The 21,882-nt window shown below is 58.9% G+C and carries 23 protein-coding genes; 11 read left to right on the forward strand and 12 right to left on the reverse strand.

Features of this window, described 5'->3' with window-relative positions; all coding sequences use genetic code 11:
- The first annotated feature begins 19 nt into the window (after nt 1–19).
- Entirely contained in the window at nt 20–469 is a 450-nt protein-coding gene (locus FKG95_RS17010; protein WP_218940228.1) for a YqfO family protein, read from the forward strand.
- A 26-nt stretch (nt 470–495) separates the two neighbouring features.
- Here FKG95_RS17010 and FKG95_RS17015 read toward each other — a convergent pair whose 3' ends face one another.
- The 5 genes from FKG95_RS17015 to FKG95_RS17035 form a co-directional block, all read right to left on the reverse strand.
- Nucleotides 496–1,542, reverse strand: coding sequence for a transporter substrate-binding domain-containing protein (locus FKG95_RS17015; RefSeq protein WP_142897570.1), 1,047 nt, complete (start codon nt 1,540–1,542; stop codon nt 496–498).
- 24 nt (nt 1,543–1,566) lie between these two features.
- Nucleotides 1,567–2,346, reverse strand: a complete 780-nt coding sequence (locus FKG95_RS17020; RefSeq protein ID WP_142897571.1) for an amino acid ABC transporter ATP-binding protein — start codon at nt 2,344–2,346, stop codon at nt 1,567–1,569.
- Nucleotides 2,347–2,356: 10 nt separating this feature from the next.
- Complete coding sequence (locus tag FKG95_RS17025) at nt 2,357–3,499, reverse strand: amino acid ABC transporter permease (RefSeq protein WP_142897572.1); 1,143 nt, start codon at nt 3,497–3,499, stop codon at nt 2,357–2,359.
- A gap of 12 nt (nt 3,500–3,511) precedes the next feature.
- On the reverse strand, nt 3,512–4,693 hold the full coding sequence (locus FKG95_RS17030; RefSeq protein ID WP_142897573.1) for an amino acid ABC transporter permease: 1,182 nt from the start codon (nt 4,691–4,693) through the stop codon (nt 3,512–3,514).
- 139 nt (nt 4,694–4,832) lie between these two features.
- Nucleotides 4,833–5,849, reverse strand: coding sequence for an amino acid ABC transporter substrate-binding protein (locus tag FKG95_RS17035; RefSeq protein ID WP_142897574.1), 1,017 nt, complete (start codon nt 5,847–5,849; stop codon nt 4,833–4,835).
- A gap of 513 nt (nt 5,850–6,362) precedes the next feature.
- Between FKG95_RS17035 and metC the strand changes: the two genes are divergently transcribed.
- The 6 genes from metC to FKG95_RS17065 all read left to right on the forward strand — a co-directional run bounded on the left by metC (nt 6,363) and on the right by FKG95_RS17065 (nt 11,740).
- Nucleotides 6,363–7,559 carry a cystathionine beta-lyase gene (gene metC, locus FKG95_RS17040; protein ID WP_142897575.1) on the forward strand — a complete coding sequence of 399 codons (1,197 nt, stop codon included), beginning with the start codon at nt 6,363–6,365 and terminating at the stop codon, nt 7,557–7,559.
- A gap of 64 nt (nt 7,560–7,623) precedes the next feature.
- Nucleotides 7,624–8,031 carry a phosphoribosyl-AMP cyclohydrolase gene (gene hisI, locus FKG95_RS17045; RefSeq protein WP_218940233.1) on the forward strand — a complete coding sequence of 136 codons (408 nt, stop codon included), beginning with the start codon at nt 7,624–7,626 and terminating at the stop codon, nt 8,029–8,031.
- Nucleotides 8,032–8,901, forward strand: a complete 870-nt coding sequence (gene modA, locus FKG95_RS17050; RefSeq protein WP_142897577.1) for a molybdate ABC transporter substrate-binding protein — start codon at nt 8,032–8,034, stop codon at nt 8,899–8,901.
- A gap of 24 nt (nt 8,902–8,925) precedes the next feature.
- Nucleotides 8,926–9,618 carry a molybdate ABC transporter permease subunit gene (modB, locus tag FKG95_RS17055; RefSeq protein WP_142897578.1) on the forward strand — a complete coding sequence of 231 codons (693 nt, stop codon included), beginning with the start codon at nt 8,926–8,928 and terminating at the stop codon, nt 9,616–9,618.
- Between the two features lie 14 nt (nt 9,619–9,632).
- Complete coding sequence (gene modC, locus FKG95_RS17060; protein WP_142897579.1) at nt 9,633–10,754, forward strand: molybdenum ABC transporter ATP-binding protein; 1,122 nt, start codon at nt 9,633–9,635, stop codon at nt 10,752–10,754.
- Nucleotides 10,755–10,954: 200 nt separating this feature from the next.
- On the forward strand, nt 10,955–11,740 hold the full coding sequence (locus FKG95_RS17065; protein WP_179954136.1) for a response regulator: 786 nt from the start codon (nt 10,955–10,957) through the stop codon (nt 11,738–11,740).
- Nucleotides 11,741–11,882: 142 nt separating this feature from the next.
- Here the strand turns inward: FKG95_RS17065 and FKG95_RS17070 are convergent, their stop codons facing one another.
- Nucleotides 11,883–12,203 (reverse strand): PilZ domain-containing protein, encoded by a 321-nt coding sequence (locus FKG95_RS17070; protein WP_142897581.1) that lies wholly within the window; start codon nt 12,201–12,203, stop codon nt 11,883–11,885.
- A gap of 220 nt (nt 12,204–12,423) precedes the next feature.
- On the opposite strand from FKG95_RS17070, the gene FKG95_RS17075 reads away from it, so the two are divergent.
- The 4 genes from FKG95_RS17075 to FKG95_RS17090 all read left to right on the forward strand — a co-directional run bounded on the left by FKG95_RS17075 (nt 12,424) and on the right by FKG95_RS17090 (nt 14,947).
- A complete protein-coding gene (locus FKG95_RS17075; RefSeq protein ID WP_142897582.1) occupies nt 12,424–12,744 on the forward strand; it encodes a peptidylprolyl isomerase in 321 nt (106 codons plus the stop codon).
- 27 nt (nt 12,745–12,771) lie between these two features.
- Nucleotides 12,772–13,020 carry a ParB N-terminal domain-containing protein gene (locus FKG95_RS17080; RefSeq protein WP_142897583.1) on the forward strand — a complete coding sequence of 83 codons (249 nt, stop codon included), beginning with the start codon at nt 12,772–12,774 and terminating at the stop codon, nt 13,018–13,020.
- 152 nt (nt 13,021–13,172) lie between these two features.
- Complete coding sequence (locus tag FKG95_RS17085; RefSeq protein ID WP_142897584.1) at nt 13,173–14,474, forward strand: SAM-dependent methyltransferase; 1,302 nt, start codon at nt 13,173–13,175, stop codon at nt 14,472–14,474.
- 14 nt (nt 14,475–14,488) lie between these two features.
- Nucleotides 14,489–14,947: an MOSC domain-containing protein gene (locus FKG95_RS17090; protein WP_142897585.1), complete on the forward strand. Its 459-nt coding sequence runs from the start codon at nt 14,489–14,491 to the stop codon at nt 14,945–14,947.
- Between the two features lie 3 nt (nt 14,948–14,950).
- Here the strand turns inward: FKG95_RS17090 and FKG95_RS17095 are convergent, their stop codons facing one another.
- The 6 genes from FKG95_RS17095 to FKG95_RS17120 all read right to left on the reverse strand — a co-directional run bounded on the left by FKG95_RS17095 (nt 14,951) and on the right by FKG95_RS17120 (nt 21,738).
- The gene (locus tag FKG95_RS17095) at nt 14,951–16,240 is read right to left on the reverse strand and encodes an ArgE/DapE family deacylase (protein WP_142897586.1); all 1,290 of its coding nucleotides are present in this window, start codon (nt 16,238–16,240) and stop codon (nt 14,951–14,953) included.
- 102 nt (nt 16,241–16,342) lie between these two features.
- Nucleotides 16,343–17,179 (reverse strand): phosphodiesterase, encoded by an 837-nt coding sequence (locus tag FKG95_RS17100; RefSeq protein WP_142897587.1) that lies wholly within the window; start codon nt 17,177–17,179, stop codon nt 16,343–16,345.
- A 118-nt stretch (nt 17,180–17,297) separates the two neighbouring features.
- Nucleotides 17,298–18,557, reverse strand: coding sequence for an ABC transporter substrate-binding protein (locus tag FKG95_RS17105; RefSeq protein ID WP_142897588.1), 1,260 nt, complete (start codon nt 18,555–18,557; stop codon nt 17,298–17,300).
- A 159-nt stretch (nt 18,558–18,716) separates the two neighbouring features.
- The gene (locus FKG95_RS17110; protein WP_142897589.1) at nt 18,717–19,610 is read right to left on the reverse strand and encodes a carbohydrate ABC transporter permease; all 894 of its coding nucleotides are present in this window, start codon (nt 19,608–19,610) and stop codon (nt 18,717–18,719) included.
- On the reverse strand, nt 19,607–20,563 hold the full coding sequence (locus tag FKG95_RS17115) for a carbohydrate ABC transporter permease (protein ID WP_218940229.1): 957 nt from the start codon (nt 20,561–20,563) through the stop codon (nt 19,607–19,609). The genes FKG95_RS17110 and FKG95_RS17115 overlap by 4 nt, the downstream gene beginning before the upstream one ends.
- 14 nt (nt 20,564–20,577) lie before the next feature.
- Nucleotides 20,578–21,738 carry an ABC transporter ATP-binding protein gene (locus FKG95_RS17120; protein WP_142897591.1) on the reverse strand — a complete coding sequence of 387 codons (1,161 nt, stop codon included), beginning with the start codon at nt 21,736–21,738 and terminating at the stop codon, nt 20,578–20,580.
- Nucleotides 21,739–21,882 lie beyond the last annotated feature (144 nt).

Consider the following 21,882-nt stretch of genomic DNA (forward strand, 5'->3'; position numbering starts at 1 on the left):
AGCACGTTGGAACAAATTCATGGAACAGGTGAAAATTTTAAAAGACGGTTTTGAAACACACTCCATGTTGATGGAACCGCATTGGCTCGTAACTTTTCAGGCGCCGGTCGAGGATATCGACCGCATCTTCGAGGAAATCACAATCCACACGCCCCTCCAGCATGGCAAGACAGACAAGAACGGCTTCCGAACATCCAGCGGCCAGGAGTATTACCGGCCGAGGGAAGGCACGCCGACAGGCGCCGAGGAGGAGATCCGCAAACGGCCCGGCGTCGACGAAATGTCCTTCTTCATTCCGCAGGACAATCAGGTACTAGAGCGCGTGATTGAGGCGATCTATGCGGTCCACAGCTACTATGAGCCGGTCGTGTTTGTCCGCGAGGTGTTGCGCAGCCGCTGCAAAGGTCTCGACGATTCCAGGAACCCGCATCGCTGGTGGAACAAAAGCGGCGACTGGAAAACGGCTTGACGTGTATTTGACGCCCATGCCGGCGCTTACTGGAACGGCGGCGCCCGCATCAGGCCGCCGTCGATCCACAGCGCATTGGGTCCCCGTTCCAACTCGGTCGGACGTCCGGGCCCGAAGTGGCGATCGTAGACTTCACCATAGTTGCCGACCGCCTCGACGATCCGATAGGCCCACAAAACATCAAGGCCCAGTTGCGTCCCGAAGTCACCCTCAAACCCGAGCAGACGCCGGATCGCAGGATCTTCGGTTGAAGAGGCCATAGATGCCAGGCTTTCCGAAGAGACCTGCTTCTCTTCCGCGACGAGCATCGCAAAAACACCCCAGCGGACCACATTCTGCCAGGCCCGGTCCCCGCTCAGGGTCACGGGCCCCATCAGGCGTTTGGAGAGCAGGTCCGGAAGGATCTCATAGAGTGCCGCGCCGTTCTCTTCCCGGCTTCTGACGCCGGCCAATGCAAGGCGTCCGGCCATCAGCGCGGTACAGGAACCCTCACGGAGCTGAAGGACGCCCTCTTCTATCGAGCCGGTCTCTCGGACATTCAAAGTCATCCGGTTCTGAGACGCGAAGGCTTCGATGCGGCCCTTCGCCTCATCGTCACCGCTAAAACATACGCTTCCACCATCAAGTTCCAAAGCGTTGGAAAAGGCGTCCGCACGCCTGACCATCAGACCAAGACTGTTCACGAAGGCACTGCCCGCGAAGCTGACGTCACGCCGCCCGAAGAGTGCGTCTTCGTGCAGGGCCAAGACATCGATCCGACCGTCGTTTAAAGCCTTTAAGCCGGTCTCAGGGCCAACTTCAACAAAGGAAACCTGATCCGGCGTGCCGAACAGAGCAGCCGACCAGGATCGGCACAGATCGATTTCAAACCCGCGCCAGTTCCCGCTGTCATCCTTGACGGCCAGGCCCTCTTGTCCCGCCTGGACCCCACACCTGAGCAGACCGTCGCTCTTGATTTGATCGAGGATCTCGCCGGCCGCGGCCGGCAGGGAAAACCCGAGCAGAACAAGCGTAAAAAAAATCGCCGAGCGGGATAGGATTTTGAGCATAAGACAAAAAAAGGGCGCAATCATCCGATCGCGCCCCTTTGTTTCCGTTTAGTGAGCCAGGATCTGGCTGAGGAACTGCTGCGTCCGCTCCGACTGCGGATTGTTGAAGAATTCCTCCGGCTCGTTTTGCTCGATGATTTCTCCACCGTCCATAAAGATGACCCGGTCGGCAACCTTGCGGGCGAAGCCCATTTCATGGGTCACGCAGATCATCGTCATACCGGTTTCGGCCAGATTGACCATGACCTCGAGCACTTCGGCGATCATTTCAGGATCGAGTGCGGAAGTTGGCTCATCGAACAGCATGATGCGCGGGCTCATACAGAGCGAGCGCGCAATGGCCACACGCTGCTGCTGACCACCGGAAAGCTGGCCGGGGTACTTAGCCGCCTGCTCCGGGATCCGCACCTTGTTGAGGAACTCCATCGCGATCTCTTCGGCTTCTGCCTTGGGCACCTTCCGGACCCAGATCGGAGCCAGTGTGCAGTTCTCCAGAACGGTCAGATGCGGGAACAGGTTGAAGTGCTGGAAGCACATCCCAACCTCCCGCCGGATCGCATCGATGTTCTTCAGGTTTCCCGTCAGTTCGATATCATCAACGATGATCTGCCCCTGCTGGTGCTCTTCCAAGCGGTTGATACAGCGGATCATCGTCGACTTACCGGACCCGGAAGGACCGCAAACAACGATACGTTCGCCACGGCGCACCGTCAGGTTGATGTCCTTCAGGACATGAAACTGACCGTACCATTTATGCATACCAATAATCTGAATGGCAACTTCATCGGAAACTCCGGGAGTCGACACGCGCTGAACAGCGTCAGACATAAATTCTCTCCTATCGCTTGTGACCGGTATGCAGCTTGGCTTCGAGCCATATGCTGTACCGGGACATGCCGAAACAGAACACCCAATAGATCACCGCCACGAAGGCGTAGGACTCGTGACTAAGCCCGATCCAGTTGGCATCGGTAATAACCGTTTTCGCAATTCCGAGCAGATCGAACAAACCGATGATCAGAACCAACGATGTGTCTTTGAAAAGACCGATGAAGGTGTTCACGATCCCGGGAATAACAATCCGCAAAGCCTGTGGAAGAATGATCAGGTACATCATTTTCCAGAAGCTCAGACCCATGGCCGCGGCGGCTTCGTATTGCCCCTTCGGGATCGCCTGCAGACCGCCTCTGATCACCTCCGCCATGTAAGCCGCCGAGAAGAGCGAGACGCCGATCAAACACCGCAACAGCTTATCGAAGTTCACACCTTCCGGCAGGAACAACGGCACCATCACGGATGACATGAACAGGATCGTGATCAGGGGCACGCCACGGACAAACTCAATGAAGGTGACGCACATGGCGCGCACCACGGGCATATTCGAGCGTCTGCCCAAGGCCAGGGCTACCCCGATCGGCAAGGAGGCCACAATTCCCGTCACACCGATCACCAGTGTAAGAAGGAGGCCACCCCACTGCGGCGTTTCCACGGTGGTCAGCCATGCATCCGGTCCGGATCCAGTGCCGCTGAGCAGATAAAAGCCGGTAATCGGCAGGAGCAGGGTGTTGACCAGCAAGATCTTGCGAAACGGGATCTTGTCAAAAAGCACCGGAAGCAGGGCAAGAGCCAGAACCAGACCTGCGACATAAACGCGCCAAAGCTCGTCCGATGGATACAGGCCGAAAAGGTACTGCTTAAGCCGGACATCGATCAGCGCCCAACAGGCCCCCGCTGACGTGCAGTCCGTTCGGGAAGCTCCCGTGAAGTCCGCCTCGAAGTAGACCCAGTCCAGAATGGGCGGGATCGACACAACGAGGAAGTATACCGCGAGAAGCGTCAAAATGGTGTTGGGGATGCTGGAGAAGAGGTTGCTTCGCAGCCAGCCGACGACCCCGACCGTTCCCGGAGGTGGCGGAAGGTCCGGATGTTCCCCTGGAGGATAGTGTTGCCCGGGGGCATTGCTTTGCGTGATATCACTCATCCTGCTGCCCCTTCATCGCTCAACCAGCGCAATGCGCTTGTTGTAATAGTTCATCAGCATGGAAATAAGCAGGCTGATACTCAGATAAACCAGCATGGTCATCATGATGATCTCGATCGCCTGACCGGTTTGGTTCAGGGACGTGCCGCCAAAGGTAGAGACAAGATCGGGATACCCGATCGCGATGGCGAGCGACGAGTTCTTGGTGAGATTGAGATACTGACTGGTCAAAGGCGGCACGATGACCCGCAGCGCTTGCGGCAAGACAATCATGCGCATCGTCCAGTTCGGCTTGAGACCAAGCGAAAAGGCGGCTTCTGTTTGACCGTGACTGACCGCCTGAATACCCGCACGCACGATTTCGGCGATGAAGCCTGCGGTATAGACGGACAGCGAAAACCACAGGGCGACGAACTCTGGCCGCAAGACCATTCCGCCCTTGAAGTTGAATCCGCCTTTTTCGGGATAGTCGAAAGTCAGAGGAAAGCCAGTGACCACTGCGGCAAGTGCCGGGAGCCCGATAATCAGCGCAACCGATGTCGAAAAAACCGGGAAGGTTTGTCCCGTCTGCTCCTGGCGTTTTCGCGCCACCCTCGCGATGATGGGAACGGCAATGACCGCTACAAAAAACGCGATGACGATGAGCCCGATCCCGTCACCGGGGATTGGCCTCGGCAGGTAGAAACCCCGATTACTCAAGAACATGGTTTCGAATACTGGGATTGCGTCTCTCACTCTGGGCAATCCGAGCAATACACCGTACCAGAACAGGATTTGCAGCAACAACGGCACGTTACGCACAACTTCGACGTACCAGTAGACCAGTTTGCTGACCAGCCAGTTTTTCGAAAGCCGCAAGACACCCAGGATCACCCCGAGGATCGTCGCGGCGATGATTCCCGTGACCGCGACCGAAAGAGTGTTCAGAAGGCCGACGACGAAGACACGTCCGTGCGTATCCGTAGCGGTATAAGGAATAAGCGACATGGCAACGTCGTAGCCTGCCGGTGAATCCAGGAAACCAAAGCCGGTCGAGATACCCAAGGCCTCGAGGTTACGCGCTGTATTGGTTCCGATGTATATGAAGAAAACTGCGACCAAGAAGAACGCCAAAGCCTGAAAAATAATTGCTCTGGTGCGTTGATCGCTCAGAAGTGAGCCCCGGTTAGGGCCATCTATGCTCTGTGTAGCCATGCCGTCCCCTGCTGGCTGACCGAACACCAAGGTCCCCTGTACCGAACCTTGATATCAGTAACTGAAACGACCTGAAGCACGCCAGGCAATGGGCCTGGCGTGCTTTTTCAGATCACTTTAAGCAGTTTTTCTGCCTTTATTAGCGCATCGGCGGGGCATAAAGGATGCCGCCGTCGGTCCAAAGAGCGTTCAGGCCGCGCTCGAGGGCCAGGGGAGTCGTCGTACCGAGGTTACGCTCGAACGACTCGCCGTAGTTGCCGACCTGCATGATGATGTTTTTCGCCCAGTCAGCCGGCAGGCCAAGCTGTGCGCCCATATCACCTTCGCCGCCCAGAAGCCGGAGAATTTCCGGGTTCTTGGAGGTCGAAGCCATCTCTTCGGCATTTGCCGAGGTCACACCCAGTTCTTCAGCAACGATCATGGCGCCGAGAGTCCAGCGGGCAATGTCGCCCCACTGGTTGTCACCGTGGCGCACGAGCGGACCGAGCGGCTCCTTGGAGATAATCTCCGGAAGGATAATGTGCTCGCTGGGGTCAGCCATGGTCGAACGCTGAGCAGCCAGACCGGAAGCATCCGTCGTATAGACGTCGCAACGCTCTTCCTCATAAACGCCACGGCCTTCAGCGGAAGTCTCGATGACAACCGACTCATAGCTCATGCCGTTGGTGCGGAAGTAGTCAGCCAGGTTCAACTCGGTGGTCGTACCTGTCTGGATGCAGACCGAAGCGCCATCAAGTTCTTTGGCACTGGTTACACCGAGGCTCTTACGGACCATGAAGCCCTGACCATCGTAGTAGTTAACGCCGATAAACTCGAAACCGAGATTGACGTCACGGGAGAAGGTCCAGGTCGTGTTCCGCGCCAGGACGTCGATTTCACCGGACTGAAGTGCGGTGAAACGCTCTTTGGAGGTCGTTGGCGTGTACTTTACCTGAGCGGCATCACCGAAGATGGCTGCAGCCATCGCACGGCAGAAGTCCACGTCAAAACCGGCCCACTCGCCCTGATCGTTTGGAGCCCCGAAACCGGCAAGGCCGGTGGTCACGCCGCATTGAACGAAGCCCTTGGCTTTTACATCATCGAGTGTTCCCGCAGATGCACCAGTGGTCAACGCTGTTACCGCCGCGGCGGCGAAGAGAAACTTTCCAAGCTTCATTGGTAGGATCTTCCCTGCTGTTCAATTCAAAAATCTTGTTGTTTTTGGCGTGAGAACGCTGCAATCGCCCGTTGCTATTGCCTCTTGACCTTCTATGGATCCTCGACGACGGGTCGCCTACAGCAACTCTTCACAGGCAAACCATGTCCCATCATGGCGTGAAACGCAACAGGCCTAAACCACAGATAAGTAAATTGTTACCCGACAATGACATTAAACCTTTGCTTTAAAACATCTATTTGAAAATCGCCACGTCCGATTGGTTGTGGTAGTTCGGCTAAAAACCATGAAGACGCGAGTTTCTTGAGGTTTGGAAGATCTCCCCGCAGCCTCCTTGCAGGTTGAGCTTTGATCCGGCTCCAACCAGAAGTTGCCCGCTCCCTTGCGGCAGCAAACCAAGGACTGGCATGACCGCCGCTGGCCTGTCATAACCATAGAGTCGCCGGATTCAGACAGGGTCCGTGGACCGAATGATGAACAGAACAGAACAGCCCAGTACACGGACTTCAGAGCATGTCTCCCTCACACCGCAAGCCAAACACTCTCCTTACCCATTTGGGCAGAGAACCGAAGAAGCAGCACGGTGCGGTCAACCCGCCCGTCTATCACGCTTCCACTATCCTGTTTGAGGACGTCGAAAGTCTCCGCGCGGCAAAAGAAATACGCATGCGGCCGGATGCCGTGACCTATGGCCGGATGGGGACCCCCACAACAATGGCTCTGCAGGATTCGGTCGCAGCCCTTGAGGGCGGGTATGCCGGCATCGCCGTTTCCTCGGGACTTGCCGCCGTCACGGCCAGTATCATGTCCTTTGTCCAGGCCGGAGATCACGTTCTCATGACTGACTCGGTTTACGGTCCGGCGCGTGCTTTCTGCGACTCCACACTCGCAAAGTTCGGTGTCGAAACAACTTACTACGATCCCTTGATCGGAAGTGATATCGCCTCGCTCATCAGGGAAAATACCAAGATCGTCTTTACGGAATCACCCGGGTCGCAAACCTTCGAGGTGCAGGACATTCCCGCCATTGCCGAAGCCGCCCATGCCGCCGGCGCCGCCGTTTTGATGGATAACACCTGGGGCACACCGCTCTACTGCAAATCATTCGAACTGGGCGTCGACGTCTCCATCCATGCCGGAACCAAGTACATCGTCGGCCATTCCGACGCGATGCTGGGCATCATCGTCACCAGCCAGGCCTTTTACGAGAAGGTACGGCGCGGCGTCATGTCGCTCGGACACAGCGCGGCACCGGACGATGTCTTTCTGGGCTTGCGTGGTTTCAGAACGCTCTCGGTCAGGCTCGAGCAGCACCACAAGAACGGCGTCGCATTAGCGACCTGGCTTCAGCAGCGCCCCGAGGTCGCAAGAGTAATGCACCCTGCTCTGCCCGATGACCCCGGCCACGAACTCTGGAAACGCGATTTCTCGGGCGCCTGCGGTCTCTTCGGGCTTGTCTTGCATCCGGTCGCGCAGTCCGCTGTCGATCAAATGCTGAACCATCTCGAGCTCTACGGCATGGGCTATAGCTGGGGTGGTTTCGAGAGCCTGATTGTTCCAACCGATCCACGCTCGATCAGGACCGCCACCGACTGGAACGCGCAGGGCCCCTCCTTGCGGATTCACGCCGGCCTGGAAGACATCGACGATCTGATCGCCGATCTCGAGGCGGGTTTTGAGCGCCTCAATCGCGCCGTGGCCGCCGAGTAAGACTAGCCCCCGAGTAAGACTTGGCTGCCATCACCCACGAAAGAAACCGGACAGAGCTTTTATGATGAGCGAAGCTATTTCACTTCCCGACACACTGGCGCAGGAAGTTGCCTTCGATGACAAAGGATTGATCGCAGCGATCGCGCAACAGCACGACACCGGTGAAGTCCTGATGATGGCCTGGATGAACCGCCAGTCTCTGGCGGAGACCATCGCGACCGGACAAGTCTGCTATTGGTCCCGCTCCCGTCAAAGCCTGTGGCGAAAGGGCGAGAGTTCGGGACAGGTGCAAAAGCTTGTTGAATTGGCTTTGGACTGCGACGGTGACTGCCTGCTTTTGAAGGTGGATCAAACCGGCGTCGCCTGCCACACAGGCCGGCGGAACTGCTTTTATCGCGTCCTTACCGACGATCACCGCCTGGAGGACAGATTGCCGGTTCTGAAAGATCCAGAAGATCTGTACGGGAAATAGATGATGCAGGCCCCGGTCTTCGGCATCTATCACAGGCATAGGCTCTGCGTGAGGTTCTCGTTCCGCGGTTTATCTTTGCCGCGGATCGCCCTGGCCATCTTTTTGGCAGCGTTCGCTTCCCCGAATGAGGGTCGCGCCGACAGTTCGGTCGAGTCAGTCACTCTTTTCGCTGCGGCAAGCACGACAAACGCTCTCGCTGAAATCGTCGAACTTTACAAGGACCAGAGCGACACCAGGGTCCGCACGGTTTTTGCCGCCTCCTCCACTCTCTCCAAACAAATCGTCAACGGAGCGCCTGCAGATCTCTTTCTTTCGGCGAACGAACGCTGGATGGAACATCTCATCGACAAAGCCGCCGTCGATCCGAAGAGTAAACGCGCCTTGTTTGGCAACCGGCTGGTCCTGGTCGTCGGCCCGAACAATGAAGCCGAGAGCGGAGGCCAACACCAGAAATTGTCGCCCTCTTTGCCACTTGGAGAAATTCTCGGAACGAGCCGCCTGGCGATCGGCGACCCGGCGCACGTCCCGGCCGGTATCTACGCAAAGGCGGCGATGCAAAGCCTCGATCTCTGGGATGACTACAGCGACAAGCTGGCCTTTTCGGGGAATGTCCGCACCGCCCTCGCTTTGGTCGAACGTGGCGAAGCGGCTGCCGGGATCGTGTATGAGACCGATGCCTTGATCCTGCCGAAGCTCGGAATCGTCGGCACTTTCCCGCCCGGCAGCCATCCGCCGATCATCTATCCGCTTGCCATCGTGACCGACAGGCACTCGAAGGCAGTCGAGGATTTCTATGGATTTCTGGCTGGTCCCGAAGCGGCAAAAATCTTCGCCCGGCATGGCTTCAGCCCATCGGGAGCACTTCAGTGACAGATAACGAAAGCCGCTGATCTGATGGTCTCTCTCACCCCCATGGAATTGGAAGCCTTGCAGTTGAGCCTTCGGGTGGCGTTTTTCGCCGTCACGGTCAGCTTGCCCCTGGGCATTGCGGTGGCCTGGATCCTGGCGCGCTATAGCTTTCCGGGAAAACCCATTCTGGACGGCATCATTCATCTTCCGTTGGTTTTGCCCCCTGTCGTGGTCGGATACCTCTTGCTGATCCTCCTGGGACGGGAAGGCTTCCTGGGGCAATGGCTGTATCGTCTTTTCGATATCACCCTGGCCTTCACCTGGCAGGGCGCTGCAGTGGCCGCTGCAGTGATGGCATTTCCACTGATGGTCAGGTCGATCAGACTGGCACTTGAACTCGTCGACCGGAACCTAGAAGCCGCGGCCTTTACACTGGGTGCGGGCTATTGGAACGTTTTTTTCACCGTGACGCTTCCGCTGATCGCGCCCGGCATCCTAGCCGGCAGCCTGTTGGCCTTCGCCCGCAGTCTGGGCGAGTTCGGTGCAACCATTACCTTCGCCGCAAATATCCCGGGCATCACACAGACCATTCCTCTTGCTCTCTACAGCGTTATCCAAACACCCGAGGGTGAATTGGCCGCCCTTCGCCTCGCCATCCTCTCCGTCGCCCTCTCCTTCGCGGCCCTCGCAATCTCCGAAATCCTGGCGCGCCGGCTGCGCACCCGGATGGTCGGCTAAAGGGTCCCGCGCCGATGCTCAAAGTCGACGTTGAGAAAAGCCTCAAAGCCTTTCATCTGAATACAAGATTTGAATGCGAATCCTCTGGCGTGATCGCCTTGTTCGGCCGCTCGGGTTCCGGCAAAACCTCGATCGTCAATATGCTCGCAGGTCTTCTCACCCCGGAACGCGGCGAGGTGGTCGTCAAAGACCGGGTTCTCTTTGATTCTTCAAAAGGAATCAATGTACCGCCACAGGAACGCCGGCTTGGTTATGTCTTTCAGGAAGACCGGCTTTTTCCCCACCTGACGGTGCGCAGGAACCTGCTCTACGGCTGGAAGCGCGCGCCGAAAACGGAGCGCAGAATCCAACTGGAACAGGTGGTGGAGATGCTCGGGATCGAGGCGTTGCTCGAACGGCACCCCGGCAAGCTCTCAGGTGGCGAGAAGCAGCGGGTTGCCCTGGGTCGCGCCCTGCTTGCAAATCCCAGCCTTCTCTTGATGGATGAGCCCCTTGCGGCGCTGGATCAGGCGCGTAAGGAGGACGTGTTGCCCTTTATCGAGCGCCTGCGCGACGAATTCGATGTGCCGATCATCTATGTCAGCCACAGCATGGAAGAAATCGTCCGACTCGCGGATACAATGGTGCTGATCTCCGATGGCCGGGTCGAGGCGGTTGGCGCGGTGGACGATGTGATGGGCCGTCTTGATCTGCGGCCCTTAACCGGACGCTACGAAGCCGGCGCTGTCCTGAGTGCCAGAGTGTCTTCGCACGATAACGAATTTGCCCTGACGGAACTGGAATTCGGCGGCGGCACCCTGCGGATCCCGCTGCTGGATGTTCCGACCGGAACCCTGCTGCGGCTGCGGATCAGAGCCCGCGATGTCTCCCTGGCTCTAACACCCCCTGCTGACATCAGTATACAAAACGTTTTCAAGGCCACGATCGTCGCCATAGGTAGCGAAACAGGTCCTCAGATCGATCTGCGGCTGGAGGCAGGCGGCGCGGCGGTGTGGGCCCGGATCACCAAGCGGGCTCTGATGAGTCTGAAGCTGGAGCCCGGCCGCGAAATCTATGCAATGGTCAAAGCTATCGCCGTCGACCGCCATAGCCTGGGCAGGGTCACCGGTCCTGACAGATTCCTCTCCGGCGAATAACCACTCTTCAATTCTTCAACTTTTGCTTTGAACCGGCGACAACCCGCTCAGGTTGCCCTGCTCTTTGTCATGTATCTACTGAACACAACAATCTGTAATTACATGACTCTAGAGTTCAATTACACGCACCCGCTGTGGTTTTCTTAGGAAGCCTTTAACACCTAGCGCTTATCCTGCGAAAAATTTCGAGGGTGATGATTATGAGCACGAACGCGGCACACTTGATGTCCGAGGAACAGGTCGACGAACTCGCAGAGAGCGAAGTTCTCGATGAAGCCCGGGACGTCGTGTCCAATCTGGAAATCCGTCTGCAGCAGGTCAGAACGGGCAGTCTTGCGAGAGATGAAGCCGCTAAGCTCCTGTCGCAGGATGCTGCCAACCTCCGTTTGAAAGCCCGGACCGTGGCCGTGAACGGCCTTGCGCCGATTACCCACCGCCTCGACGAATATCTCTCCTCGGTGAAATCGATCGAGGACAGTCACATTCCGGACCTTCAGACCTTTGGTGACCGGATCAGTGCGCTTCTCGACGGTGATTACGTCACTTCTGAGGAAACCGCCGAGGTTGTCCGCAATCTGCCGCATATGATGACATTTGAAGTCAGCGATGTGTCGATCACGGATACCGAGGTCACATTAGTGCTGCCTCAGCGCTCGGCTGCGCACGTTGTCGGGCGCGAACTGGCCGCTTGCGGATACCGGGTCTCGACCGTTCTGGATCCGCTCGAAGCCATTGGCCTGATCGTCGAAACCCGTCCTGATCTCGTGATTACCACAGTGGTCATGCCGCGTTTGAGTGGTGTGGATCTCGCCTGCGCGTTGGCGGCCATGCCCTCCACGAAGAGCATTCCCGTCGCGGTTTTGACCAGCCTGGAACCTAATCACCCGGATCTTGCCACACTGCCGATGAATTCCGGCCTGATCCGTCGCGGTCCGAGTTTCGGTGATGATCTGGCTGACGTCCTGCAACGCTTCAACATCACCTGATGTTTTAAGAAGCCGGCACAGGCCTCACGACAAAAGCGGCACAACGCGAGTTGGCCGCTTTTTCTTTGTTCAAGTCTCAAACGAGAAGAGCAAAAATATCCTATAAATTAGATAGTTAAACGAGACGACGAAACTATCGCTTTTAGTGAAACCGCCGGCGGTTGGGATTGGCAAGGTTCATGGCCAGACCTTCGTTCTTGAAGTCGACCTCGTCAAACTTCACGCCAATGCCGTTCCAGGCGTGCCGCACCACTGTTCCGGTGAAATCACCCAGCACATCGATTTTCATTTCGACCGGGTCGCCAATCTGTGGGCGGACGGACGTTTCCAGGAACACACCACCGCCCGAAACGTCCACGGCAGAGCAGGGATTCCAATCGGATCCCAACCTCAGGGTAGCACCGTTGGTCGACCGGTAGCGCCGGTACCTGCGGCGTTGGTCCTGCCGTCCGGTCGATGCCATGTGGTCCACTCCTTCTCGCTTTCTATTCTCTCGTTCTCAGGAATCGACAGTAAACATCACATTTTTCTAAAGTCTTGCGAAGTTCGGTTAACGCAATCCTTTACCATAAGAAATTGGTTGCGGGACAAACTATTTTCAATCTGTTAAAGCTTTGCAAGAAGCCTTTTGGCAGCTATCGAAAGGTGTTCAAAAATTTCACTTTCTTTACAAGAGGTTCCTCATGTCTGGCCAAGTCGCTGCTTCGCACATCCTACTCATGTATGCAGGATCGGAACGCTCCAGCGCAACCCGTTCCAAAGACGAAGCCCTGAGCGAAATCGAGAGCCTCAAGGCCCGACTCGACGAAGGCGCCAACTTTGGCGAACTCGCGAGCGCGCATTCCGACTGCCCTTCCGGCCAGAGCGGTGGCGACCTCGGTTCTTTCGGCCGGGGCATGATGGTACCGGAATTTGAGACGGCGGCCTTTGGTCTCGACGTCGGAGGCACCAGCGGTGTTGTCGAGACCCCCTTCGGCTACCACCTCATCCATCGAACGGCTTAAAGCCGGTTTGACGGCGGCGGTTCCAGGATGAAAACACACCAGATAGCCATCGAAGACATCTACGTCCCTGCGAAGTTCAAAAAAGAGATCGACGAGGCGAAGATCGCCGAGCGGGCCGAGAGCCTGCTCGAGGACGGTGAACAAAGCCCGATCCAGGTACGACGTGACGACAAAAAGGGCTACGTGCTGGTAAAAGGTCTGAACCGGCTTGAGGCTTGCCGCGCCCTCGGCGAGACTGAGATCGAGTGCCTTATCGTGGCGGCGCGGCAGCACTGATCCTGGGTCTGTCGCCTTGCCGCTGAAGCACGCCGGTTCCGGGAACCTTTTCAAGTAGCGTTGCGGCGATCCCGGAGCTTGGCTAGCATCGCGCGCAAACACTGGAGTCGCTGCCCTCCAGCGTCTTCAATCATCACTCTGCAGGAGTTTCTATGCCGTCCAGCCAGGGACAAAACCGTCTCGATGCGGCCCGCCGGGCGCTTACCCATATTCACGAGCAACTGGAACTGGAATTCAGCATCGAGCTCTGGGACGGTTCCAGCATTCCACCCGGGAAAACCGGCGAGACCGACCTCCGCCTCGTAATTACCGATGAAATGGCTCTGCCACGGCTTTTGCGTCGTCCGAAAGCCAAGACCCTGATCGACCTCTACATTGCCGGCGACATCGAGATCCGGGGTGGTACTCTCTTCGAACTCGCCACGCGGCGCCCGAAGTTCAAATCAAGAGTTCTGCGCCAACGGCTGAACAAGGGCCTCATCTTGAAAGCCGCCCTGCCCTTGCTCCTTGCCCGCAAAAAGTCGGACGGCTCAGGCGATGGCCTGGGTGACGGCTCCACCGCCGGCAAGGGCAGCGACAAAGCGGACATCGCCTATCATTACGACGTCTCCAACGACTTCTACCGTCTCTTCCTCGATCAGGAGATGGTCTACACCTGCGGCTACTTTACGGATTGGTCCAACGACATCGACACCGCCCAGCGCGACAAGCTGGACATGATCTGCAAAAAGCTGCGGCTGAAGCCCGGCGAACGGCTGCTGGATATCGGCTGCGGCTGGGGCGCTCTCATCTGCCACGCTGCCGAGCATTACGGGGTGACGGCCCTGGGCGTGACCCTCTCGGATGAGCAGCTTGAGCTGGCGCGCGAACGGATCGCCGAACGTGGCCTGTTCGACAAGGTTTCCGTCGAATTGCGCGACTTTCGGGACCTGGAAGGCACCTTCGACAAAATCTCCTCCATCGGTATGTTCGAACATGTGGGCATTGCCAATCACGAAAGCTACTTCAATACCGTCAACCGCCTGTTGGAGCCCCGGGGCATCTACCTGCATCACTCCATCGCCCGACGCGGCAAATCCACCGATGCCAAGTTCAACCGCAAGCGCCCTGAATACACCTCGATGCTCAAATACATCTTCCCGGGCGCCGAGGTTGATCACATCGGCATGTCGGTCCGCAATCTTGAGGCCTATGGCTTCGAGGTGCACGACGTGGAAGCCTGGCGCGAACACTACGCCCGCACCACACGCCTCTGGGCCGAGCGGCTGATCGCCAACAAGGAGGCCGCCATCGCCGAAGCTGGCGCCGAGCGTTACCGCCTCTGGGTGCTCTATCTCTCCGGAGTCTCCATGGCCTTCGAGCGCGGCACCCTGAATATCTTCCAGACGGTCGCCTCCAAACGCACCCGCGGCCTCTCCGGTCTTCCTCCGACACGCGCGGACCTCTACAGCTGATGGGGAAAGTGCCCATGACGGGAAAGCTGCCCACGGTAGGAAAGCTTCTGGGCATCGCCCGGAAATCGAAAAGCCACGCGCCCATGGAAGAAATCCAGACGGCGGACCTTACCCCCGAGACCGGTCTCGAAGGCGATTACCGCGGCAAACTCCGCCGCCGCCAGGTCTCGGTTCTGTCCCGCGAGGCCTGGGAAGAAACCTGCAAGGAGCATGGTAAGGACCTGCCTTGGACAACCCGACGCGCGAACATTCTGATCGAAGGCCTTGATCTCAAAGATACAAAGGGCGCGCGCCTGAGGATCGGCGACGCCATCCTCGAAGTCCACTGCGAGACCGATCCCTGCAGCCGCATGGACGACGCCAGTCCGGGCCTGCGCCAAGCCCTGGAGCCGGACTGGCGCGGCGGTGTCTGCTGCCGGGTAATCAAGCCCGGAAAAATTTCTGTCGGCGATAGCGCAGAAATCGAGTCTTGAAACTCAATCAGATCCCGTCTTCTCCAACCCGCACCAATCCGCGATGAAGAGCGCAATGGTGCCGGTCACCCGCTTGATCGAACTCAGGCTGACCCGCTCGTCGAAACCGTGAATGCCCTCCGAGTAGGGTCCGTAAACCAGACAGGGGCAGTCGTCGTAGAGCATGAAGACACGCCCGTCGAGATAGGCCGGGGTGACCATGCTCTCGAGCTGCTTCCCGTGAGAGGACATGTGGGCGGTCTCCAGCAGGCGCTCGGCATCGCTGCCCTCCTCCAGCACATAGCCCTCGGCAAAGAAACCGTTCCACTCCACCTCGGGCGGATTGTTGGCGAGGAAGGAATTTTTCTGGGCCGCCGCGCGAAGGCAGGCTTCGATTTCCGCCGCACGCTCCGCCGGGTTCCAACCGGGATAGATCGAGATCCGGCAGTCGATGGAGCACCAGGCCGGGACCGATGAGGCCCAGTCGCCGCCCGCGATCTTGCCGACATTCAGGTTGATGGGATGATCGGTCTCTTCGAAGTGCTTCTGATGGACCCGCTCTTCGTTCCAACTCACCTCCAGCTCATGTAGGGCCGCGATCAGCGGGAAGGTCGCCTCGATGGCGTTTGCGCCGGACCCGGCTTCCAGCACATGCACGGGAATGCCGCGCACATGAACCCGAAACCAGAGAACGCCGACATTGGCGCGCACCAGCTTGCCGTCCATGGGCTCGGGAATAATGGCCGCATCGGCGCGATAGCCGCGTACCAGGCAGGAGAGCGCGCCGTTGCCAGTGCATTCTTCCTCGGTCACGGATTGGACATGAACCCGGGCGGCAGGCTGCAGCCCAAGAGACTTCAGGGCATCCAGGGCAAAGACGTTCGCCGCAATCCCCGCTTTCATATCGCCCGCGCCCCGGCCGTAGAGCCAGTCGCCCTCCAGGTGCGGCTCGTAAGGCGGATGGCTCCACATCTCGAGGGGCCCCGTGGGCACCACATCCATATGTCCGTTGAGGATCAGCGAGCGCCCCTGCTCTTCGCGCGGTCTATGGGTGCCCACCACGTTGATGGCGTTGCTGTAGTCAACCTTGACCGGCGAAAATCCAGGGTGATGTTCGATCTCCCCGACCTCGATGGCCCAGCGGTCCATGGCAAGGTCGCGGCTTTTCAACGCCTCGAAGATGAAATCCTGTGCGGTGTGTTCCTGCCCCCGCACCGAGGGAAAGCGCACCAGATCGCGCGTGAAGGCCAGCTGCGCATCGAAACCGGCGTCGACCGCCGCCAGGATGTCGTCCTCAAGTCCTTTGTCGTGCAATTGCCTCTCCCTTAGACACAGAGCTTCGCCGTTCGCCCGACGCAACTACTCCACATGTGCCAAAGGAGGGCAACCGCTTTTCAGTGACAGGTAAGACTCGATTTAGGGGTGCGCGTACCTCACCGCCCAGTCCTCGACCGGACTTTCGCGCAGGCTGAACTTCCGGCTTTTGTCCAGGAAGTCGTGGGTATGGATCACTACGCTGTCGTCGCCGATCAGCACCACGGCGTAGGCCGGCGGCTCGAAGCTGCCGGCAATGGCGGACTCCGCCTCCAGGTCGAACCAGCACTGATGGTTCATGGCGCGCAGGCTGGAGACGGACATCCCTTTCCAGTTCCCCGAGAGAGGCCGGTGAATGTGCCCGAAGAAGAGATGACGGATGCGTCCGGCATAGGGTTCGACGGTCGCCGCAAAGGCTTCCGGCTCCTGCAGCGAAATCCGGTCGAGTGGCGCGAGGCCGATGGGAAAAGGCGGATGGTGCATGAAGAGTAACACCGGCGCGTCCTGCTCTTCTGCCGTCGCGAGCTGCGCCTTCAACCAGGCGCGGCGGGTATCGCAATACCAACCGGCGTGTGTGCCCTCGAGGTTGGTATCGAGAAAGATCAAGTGACCCTGGGCCGTCTTGCGTACCGACTGCACGAAGCCGTTTTCGTCCCGGGCCTGATCGGGGAAGTGCTCGGAAAAGACCGCCCGGTCATCATGGTTGCCGAGCAGGAGCTGCAGAGGCGGCTTGAGCGGCGACAGGACCTCAGCCAGGCTCTCGAAGGCCTCCGGCTCGCCCCAATGCGTCAGATCGCCGGTAATGCAAACCAGATCCGCATCCCGGTGATGTTTATTGATATCTGCCACGGCGGCCTCGAGCACAATCCGTGGATCGCCGCCGTAGAGTGTCTCGCCTCTGGGAACGAAGTGCGTATCGGTGAGATGAATCAGCTTCATGGTTACATGTCCTGCGGGATGTTCCTACGTCCTGCCCGCTGACTCTCTCGCGGGCGGGAAAACCGGCCGATGGAGGTGACATCCACCGGCCGGTCGCACTTGCTTTTCGAAAAGTCCCTTAGGAACCTTCGGCCGGCAGCAGGCTCTGAACCTCTTCCACCAGTTCTTCCTGAAGGGCCTTCATATCGTCGCTCTCACCCACAACAATGCTCTCGATGCCGTCGTAGATGACCTGGGTGACCGCCAGGCCGTTATCACCCGGATAGGCCTGCCAGTCGCGCAGCAGCGGCAGCTGATCGACCGCGGTCTGCTTGTTTGGGTTTTCTTTGTAGAAGTTCGCCAGGATGATTTCGTTAGCGGCTTTATTAGGCGGCATGTAGCCGGTCGTGCGGGCCACATCGGCAGCGCCCTCGCCCGAGGTGATGAACTTCAGCCAGGCCCAGGAGGCTTCCAGAACAGCGGGATCGTCGGACTGAGACACCAGCATGGCGGCGTTACCGCCGGCCGGCAGGCCTTTGGGCGTGCCCGCGATGCCCGGGAAAGGACCGGTTTTGAGGGTGAAATCGCCCTGGGAACGCTCGACGGCACCGACAGCGGAGGTCGACCAGAACATCATGGCCACCTGACCGGCGGAGAAGGAGGAGAGCGCCTCTTTCCATTCCAGGTTTTTCATTTCGCACTCGCGGAACAGGGTCTTCATGGTCTCCAGCGCCGTCAGGCCCGCATCGCCCGCAACGTTGAACTTGCCGCCCTCGATTGTGGCTTCGTCCTGACTCCACATCAGGGCCTGCAGGAACCAGTTGCCGGTGATGTTCCAGCCCCAGAAGATCGGGTTTTCGACGCCGTTGGCCTTCAGGGCCTTACAGGTCTCGACCACTTCGCTCCAGGTGCTGGGGAATTCGGTGATCCCGGCCTTCGCCATCAGATCCATGTTGTAGTAACCGACCGGCAGCGACACCGAGAACGGCAAACCATGAACCTCGTTGTTGAAGGTCGAGAGCGTCAGCATGGCGTCGTGATAGCCATCCTTGGCGAAATCGGCTTCCTTGTTGATGTAGGGCTCCAACGAGCGGGCGATGCCCTTCTCGACCAGGATCGCCTGACGGTTCAGGCCCTGCATGGTGACGTCCGGCAAGTTGCCCGAGACGGCTTCGCGCAGGATGGTGTTGGTGCCATCCTCATAGTTTTCGTAGGTCGCGCGGATCGAAACCTCGATGTTGGGATACTGCGCATTGAACTTCGGCATGATCTTTTCGTAGGTCACATCGAAGAGGTGCGAGTAAGGATAGGCGAATTCGATCTTCACCTTTTCCTCCGCCTGCGCGGTTGCTACAAGGGATACCGCTACGAGCGCGGCGGTGGCGAGTGTGCGTTTCATTGTCTCTCTCTTTCGCTGTGCGGGACCCGGTTGGTTTGGCGACGGACCGGGTCCCTTCGTTTTTCCGGCTGTTGCCGGAACTCCCCTGAGTGCGATCGTTCATGATTGAGCCAATCAAGACCGTGAATCGCCCTCACAGTTAAAAATTCTCTCGTTTGGCTATTTCATACCCGAGAGCGTGATCCCCTCGATAAAGCGCCGCTGCGCGAGCATGAACGCCACGATCAGAGGCGTGACGATGATGGTGGCCGTCGCCATCATGGGTCCATAAAAGCTGCCGTCCGCATCGCCCTTGAACTCCCGAAGGCCCAGGGGCGGCGTGAAGAGATCCCGGTTTCCCGTGACCACGATGCGCGGCCAGAAGTAATCGTTCCAGTGCGCCACGACGGAAAAGATCGCAAAGGCCAGCAGCGCGGGCACGGCGGTCGGCAGCATGACCTTCCAGACGATGGAAAGCTCGCTCATGCCGTCCATGCGCGCGGCGTCGATCAGATCGTCCGGCACGGTCATGAAAAACTGGCGCATCAGAAAGATGCCGAAGACCGAGATGGTCCAGGGAATGATCAGCGCCGCATAGCTGTTGGTCAGGCCCACCTTGGCCAGCATGATGTAGAGCGGCAGGGCGATGGCGTGCACCGGGATCAGCAGGCAGAAGAGCACCATGCCGAAGACGAACTCCCGGCCCTTGAAACGCAGCTTGGCGAGAGCATAGGCGCATGGCAGCGCGACAATGACCTGTATCAGGAAGATCGACAGCGTGACCACGACACCATTGAAGAGGTAGCGCAGCAGCGGCGCTTCCGAGAAGGCCTTGCTGTAATTGAAGACGACCGGAAGGAATGTGCAGTCTTCGCGGCTGCCGCCGACCACGACGCAGCGCTCATCCACCATCGGCTCCTGCGCGCCGAAGAAGCCGCCTTCATTTCGGTCGATCTCGCCCGGGCTTTTAAAGGAGTAGCTGAGCATGACGTAGAAGGGCAGGATTACGATGATGGCGCTCAGGATGAGCACCAGATGCTTCCAGCCTTCGCCGATGTAATGCGCCGGGATCATGCGTAGTGCACCTTTCGCTCAACCAGATAGCGCTGCACCAGCGTGATGAAGAGCACGAAGACCAGGAAGACGATGGTGATCGAAGCCCCCATCCCCATAAGGTTCTGCTTAATCGCCTTCTCGTAGATCGCGTACATCATGACGTAGGTGGTCTTGGAAGGCCCCCCTAGGGTCAGGGCTTCAACCGTGTCGAAAACCTGAAAGGAACGGATGGAGGAGATGGTCACGACGAAGACCGTGGTCGGCCCCAACATGGGCCAGGTCACCAGCCGGAAACGCTCCCAGGCGCTGCGCGCGCCGTCCATCTCAGCGGCCTGCAGCAACTCGCGCGGGATGCCGGTCAGGCCTGCGAGGTAGAGCACCATGTTGAAGCCGAAGCCCTGCCAGATCCCGATGAAGCAGATGGTCCAGATCGCGTAGTCCCGGTCGCGCAGCCAGAGCGGAAAGTCGTTGCTCGCGCAGGCATGGCCATACCAGGTCTCCGCCCCGTTCACGAAGGGCAGCCAGCCCCAGTCCAACACCGACTGAACGAAGGTGCCGCAGCCGGCGGCAAGCGTGTCGTTGACCATGCCGATGGTGGGATGCAGCGCAAATTCCCAGACGATGGCCATGGCGAGCAGCGCGGCCATTACCGGCAGGAAGAAAATGGTCTTATAGAGATCCCGTCCGAATTTGAGCGAGTTGATCAGCAGGGCCGCGCCCAACCCGAGCGCCACGGAAATCGGCACCACGGTCAGCACGTAGATCGCCGTGGAGCGCAGCATCTTGGTATAGGTCGAGTGGCTCGCGATTTTCTCGTAGTTCTTGGTGCCGACCCAGCGCGCGTTGTCGTTCCCAAGGCTGTAGTCCGTAAAGGACAGCCCGCCCGCGATCACGATCGGCGCGATCAGGATGACAAGCATCAGGATCACGGCGGGACCGACGAACCAGAGCGGCGCAGTCCGGCCAGTCATGGCGCGGCTGCTCATCACGCGACCTCACGGGCAAGCTGGGTCGTTTCCTCGAAGCGCAGGCGCTCACCGTCACGGCCGAAGACCATCGCCGCACCCCGGAGCTGTCCGACCCGCACGCGGTCGCCGGTCGAGAGATGGGCGGCAACTTCGGGATTGGAGCGCACCGTCAGGGTTTCGCGCCCATCGTTGACGCTCATATGCAGGAAAATGTCCGAGCCCAGGTTCTCGAAACTGCGGACATCCGCCGTCACGATTTCCTCGCCTTCCACGACCCCGGCAATGGTCAGGTGCTCGGGCCGGAGGCCAACGGCAATCTCCTGCGGCGCCGCCGCAACGCGCCGCTCCAGGCTGCGCCCGAAGAGCGTGACGCGACCGGAAGAGTCCAGATCGCCGCGCAGCAGGTTGATCTTTGGGCTACCCACGAATTCCGCAACGCGCCGGTTCGCCGGATCGGCATAAATCCGTGACGGCGTGTCGAGCTGCAGGATCTCACCGCCCATCATCACCGCCATGCGGGTCGACATGGTCAGGGCTTCCGCCTGGTCGTGCGTCACGTAGATGAAGGTGGACGCTAACCGACGGTGCAGATCGCTCAGCTCGGTACGCATATGAACCCGCAGGGCCGCGTCCAGGTTCGACAGTGGCTCGTCCATCAGGAAGGCGACGGGACGGCGCACCATCGCCCGCCCCAGGGCCGCGCGTTGCCGCTGCCCACCCGAGAGCTGGCCGGGCTTACGTGCCAACAGTGGCTCGATCTTCAGAACTTCAGCGGTCTCCGCGACCGCCTGCGACATGGTCTTCAGCTTCCCTGCAGCGCCGGGCAGGAAACGGCCGAGCATCGGCAAACGCTGCGCGACGCTCAAATCGCGCAGACGCAAGGGCGTCATCATGTTCTCTTTGACGGTCAGATGCGGATAGAGCGCATAGGACTGGAAGACCATGGCCAGGTCCCGGTCGCTGGCCCGGACCCCGTCGACCAGGCGCTCGCCGATACGGACCGAGCCGCTGTTCTGTGCTTCGAGCCCGGCGATGATCCGCAACAGGGTCGACTTGCCGCAGCCTGACGGGCCGACCAGCGTCAGGAACTCTCCGTCCCTGATTTCCAGGTCGATGCCCTTGAGTACCCGTTCCTGTGAAAAAGACTTTTCAATGCGCGAAAGGACAATATTTGCCACGTCCTCGCTCCCCCAAAACCATCTCGATAGACTCGGGTTTAGCAAAAGAAATTTACGTGCGTATGACGTGATATTAGCCGCACTAATGTAACACTTAGCCGCTATGGCTAGAGGGACCGGCCCGTCTTCACTCAGGACCTGAAG

It is taken from the genome of Denitrobaculum tricleocarpae, from assembly GCF_007004665.1.
Lineage (GTDB): Bacteria > Pseudomonadota > Alphaproteobacteria > Kiloniellales > Kiloniellaceae > Denitrobaculum > Denitrobaculum tricleocarpae.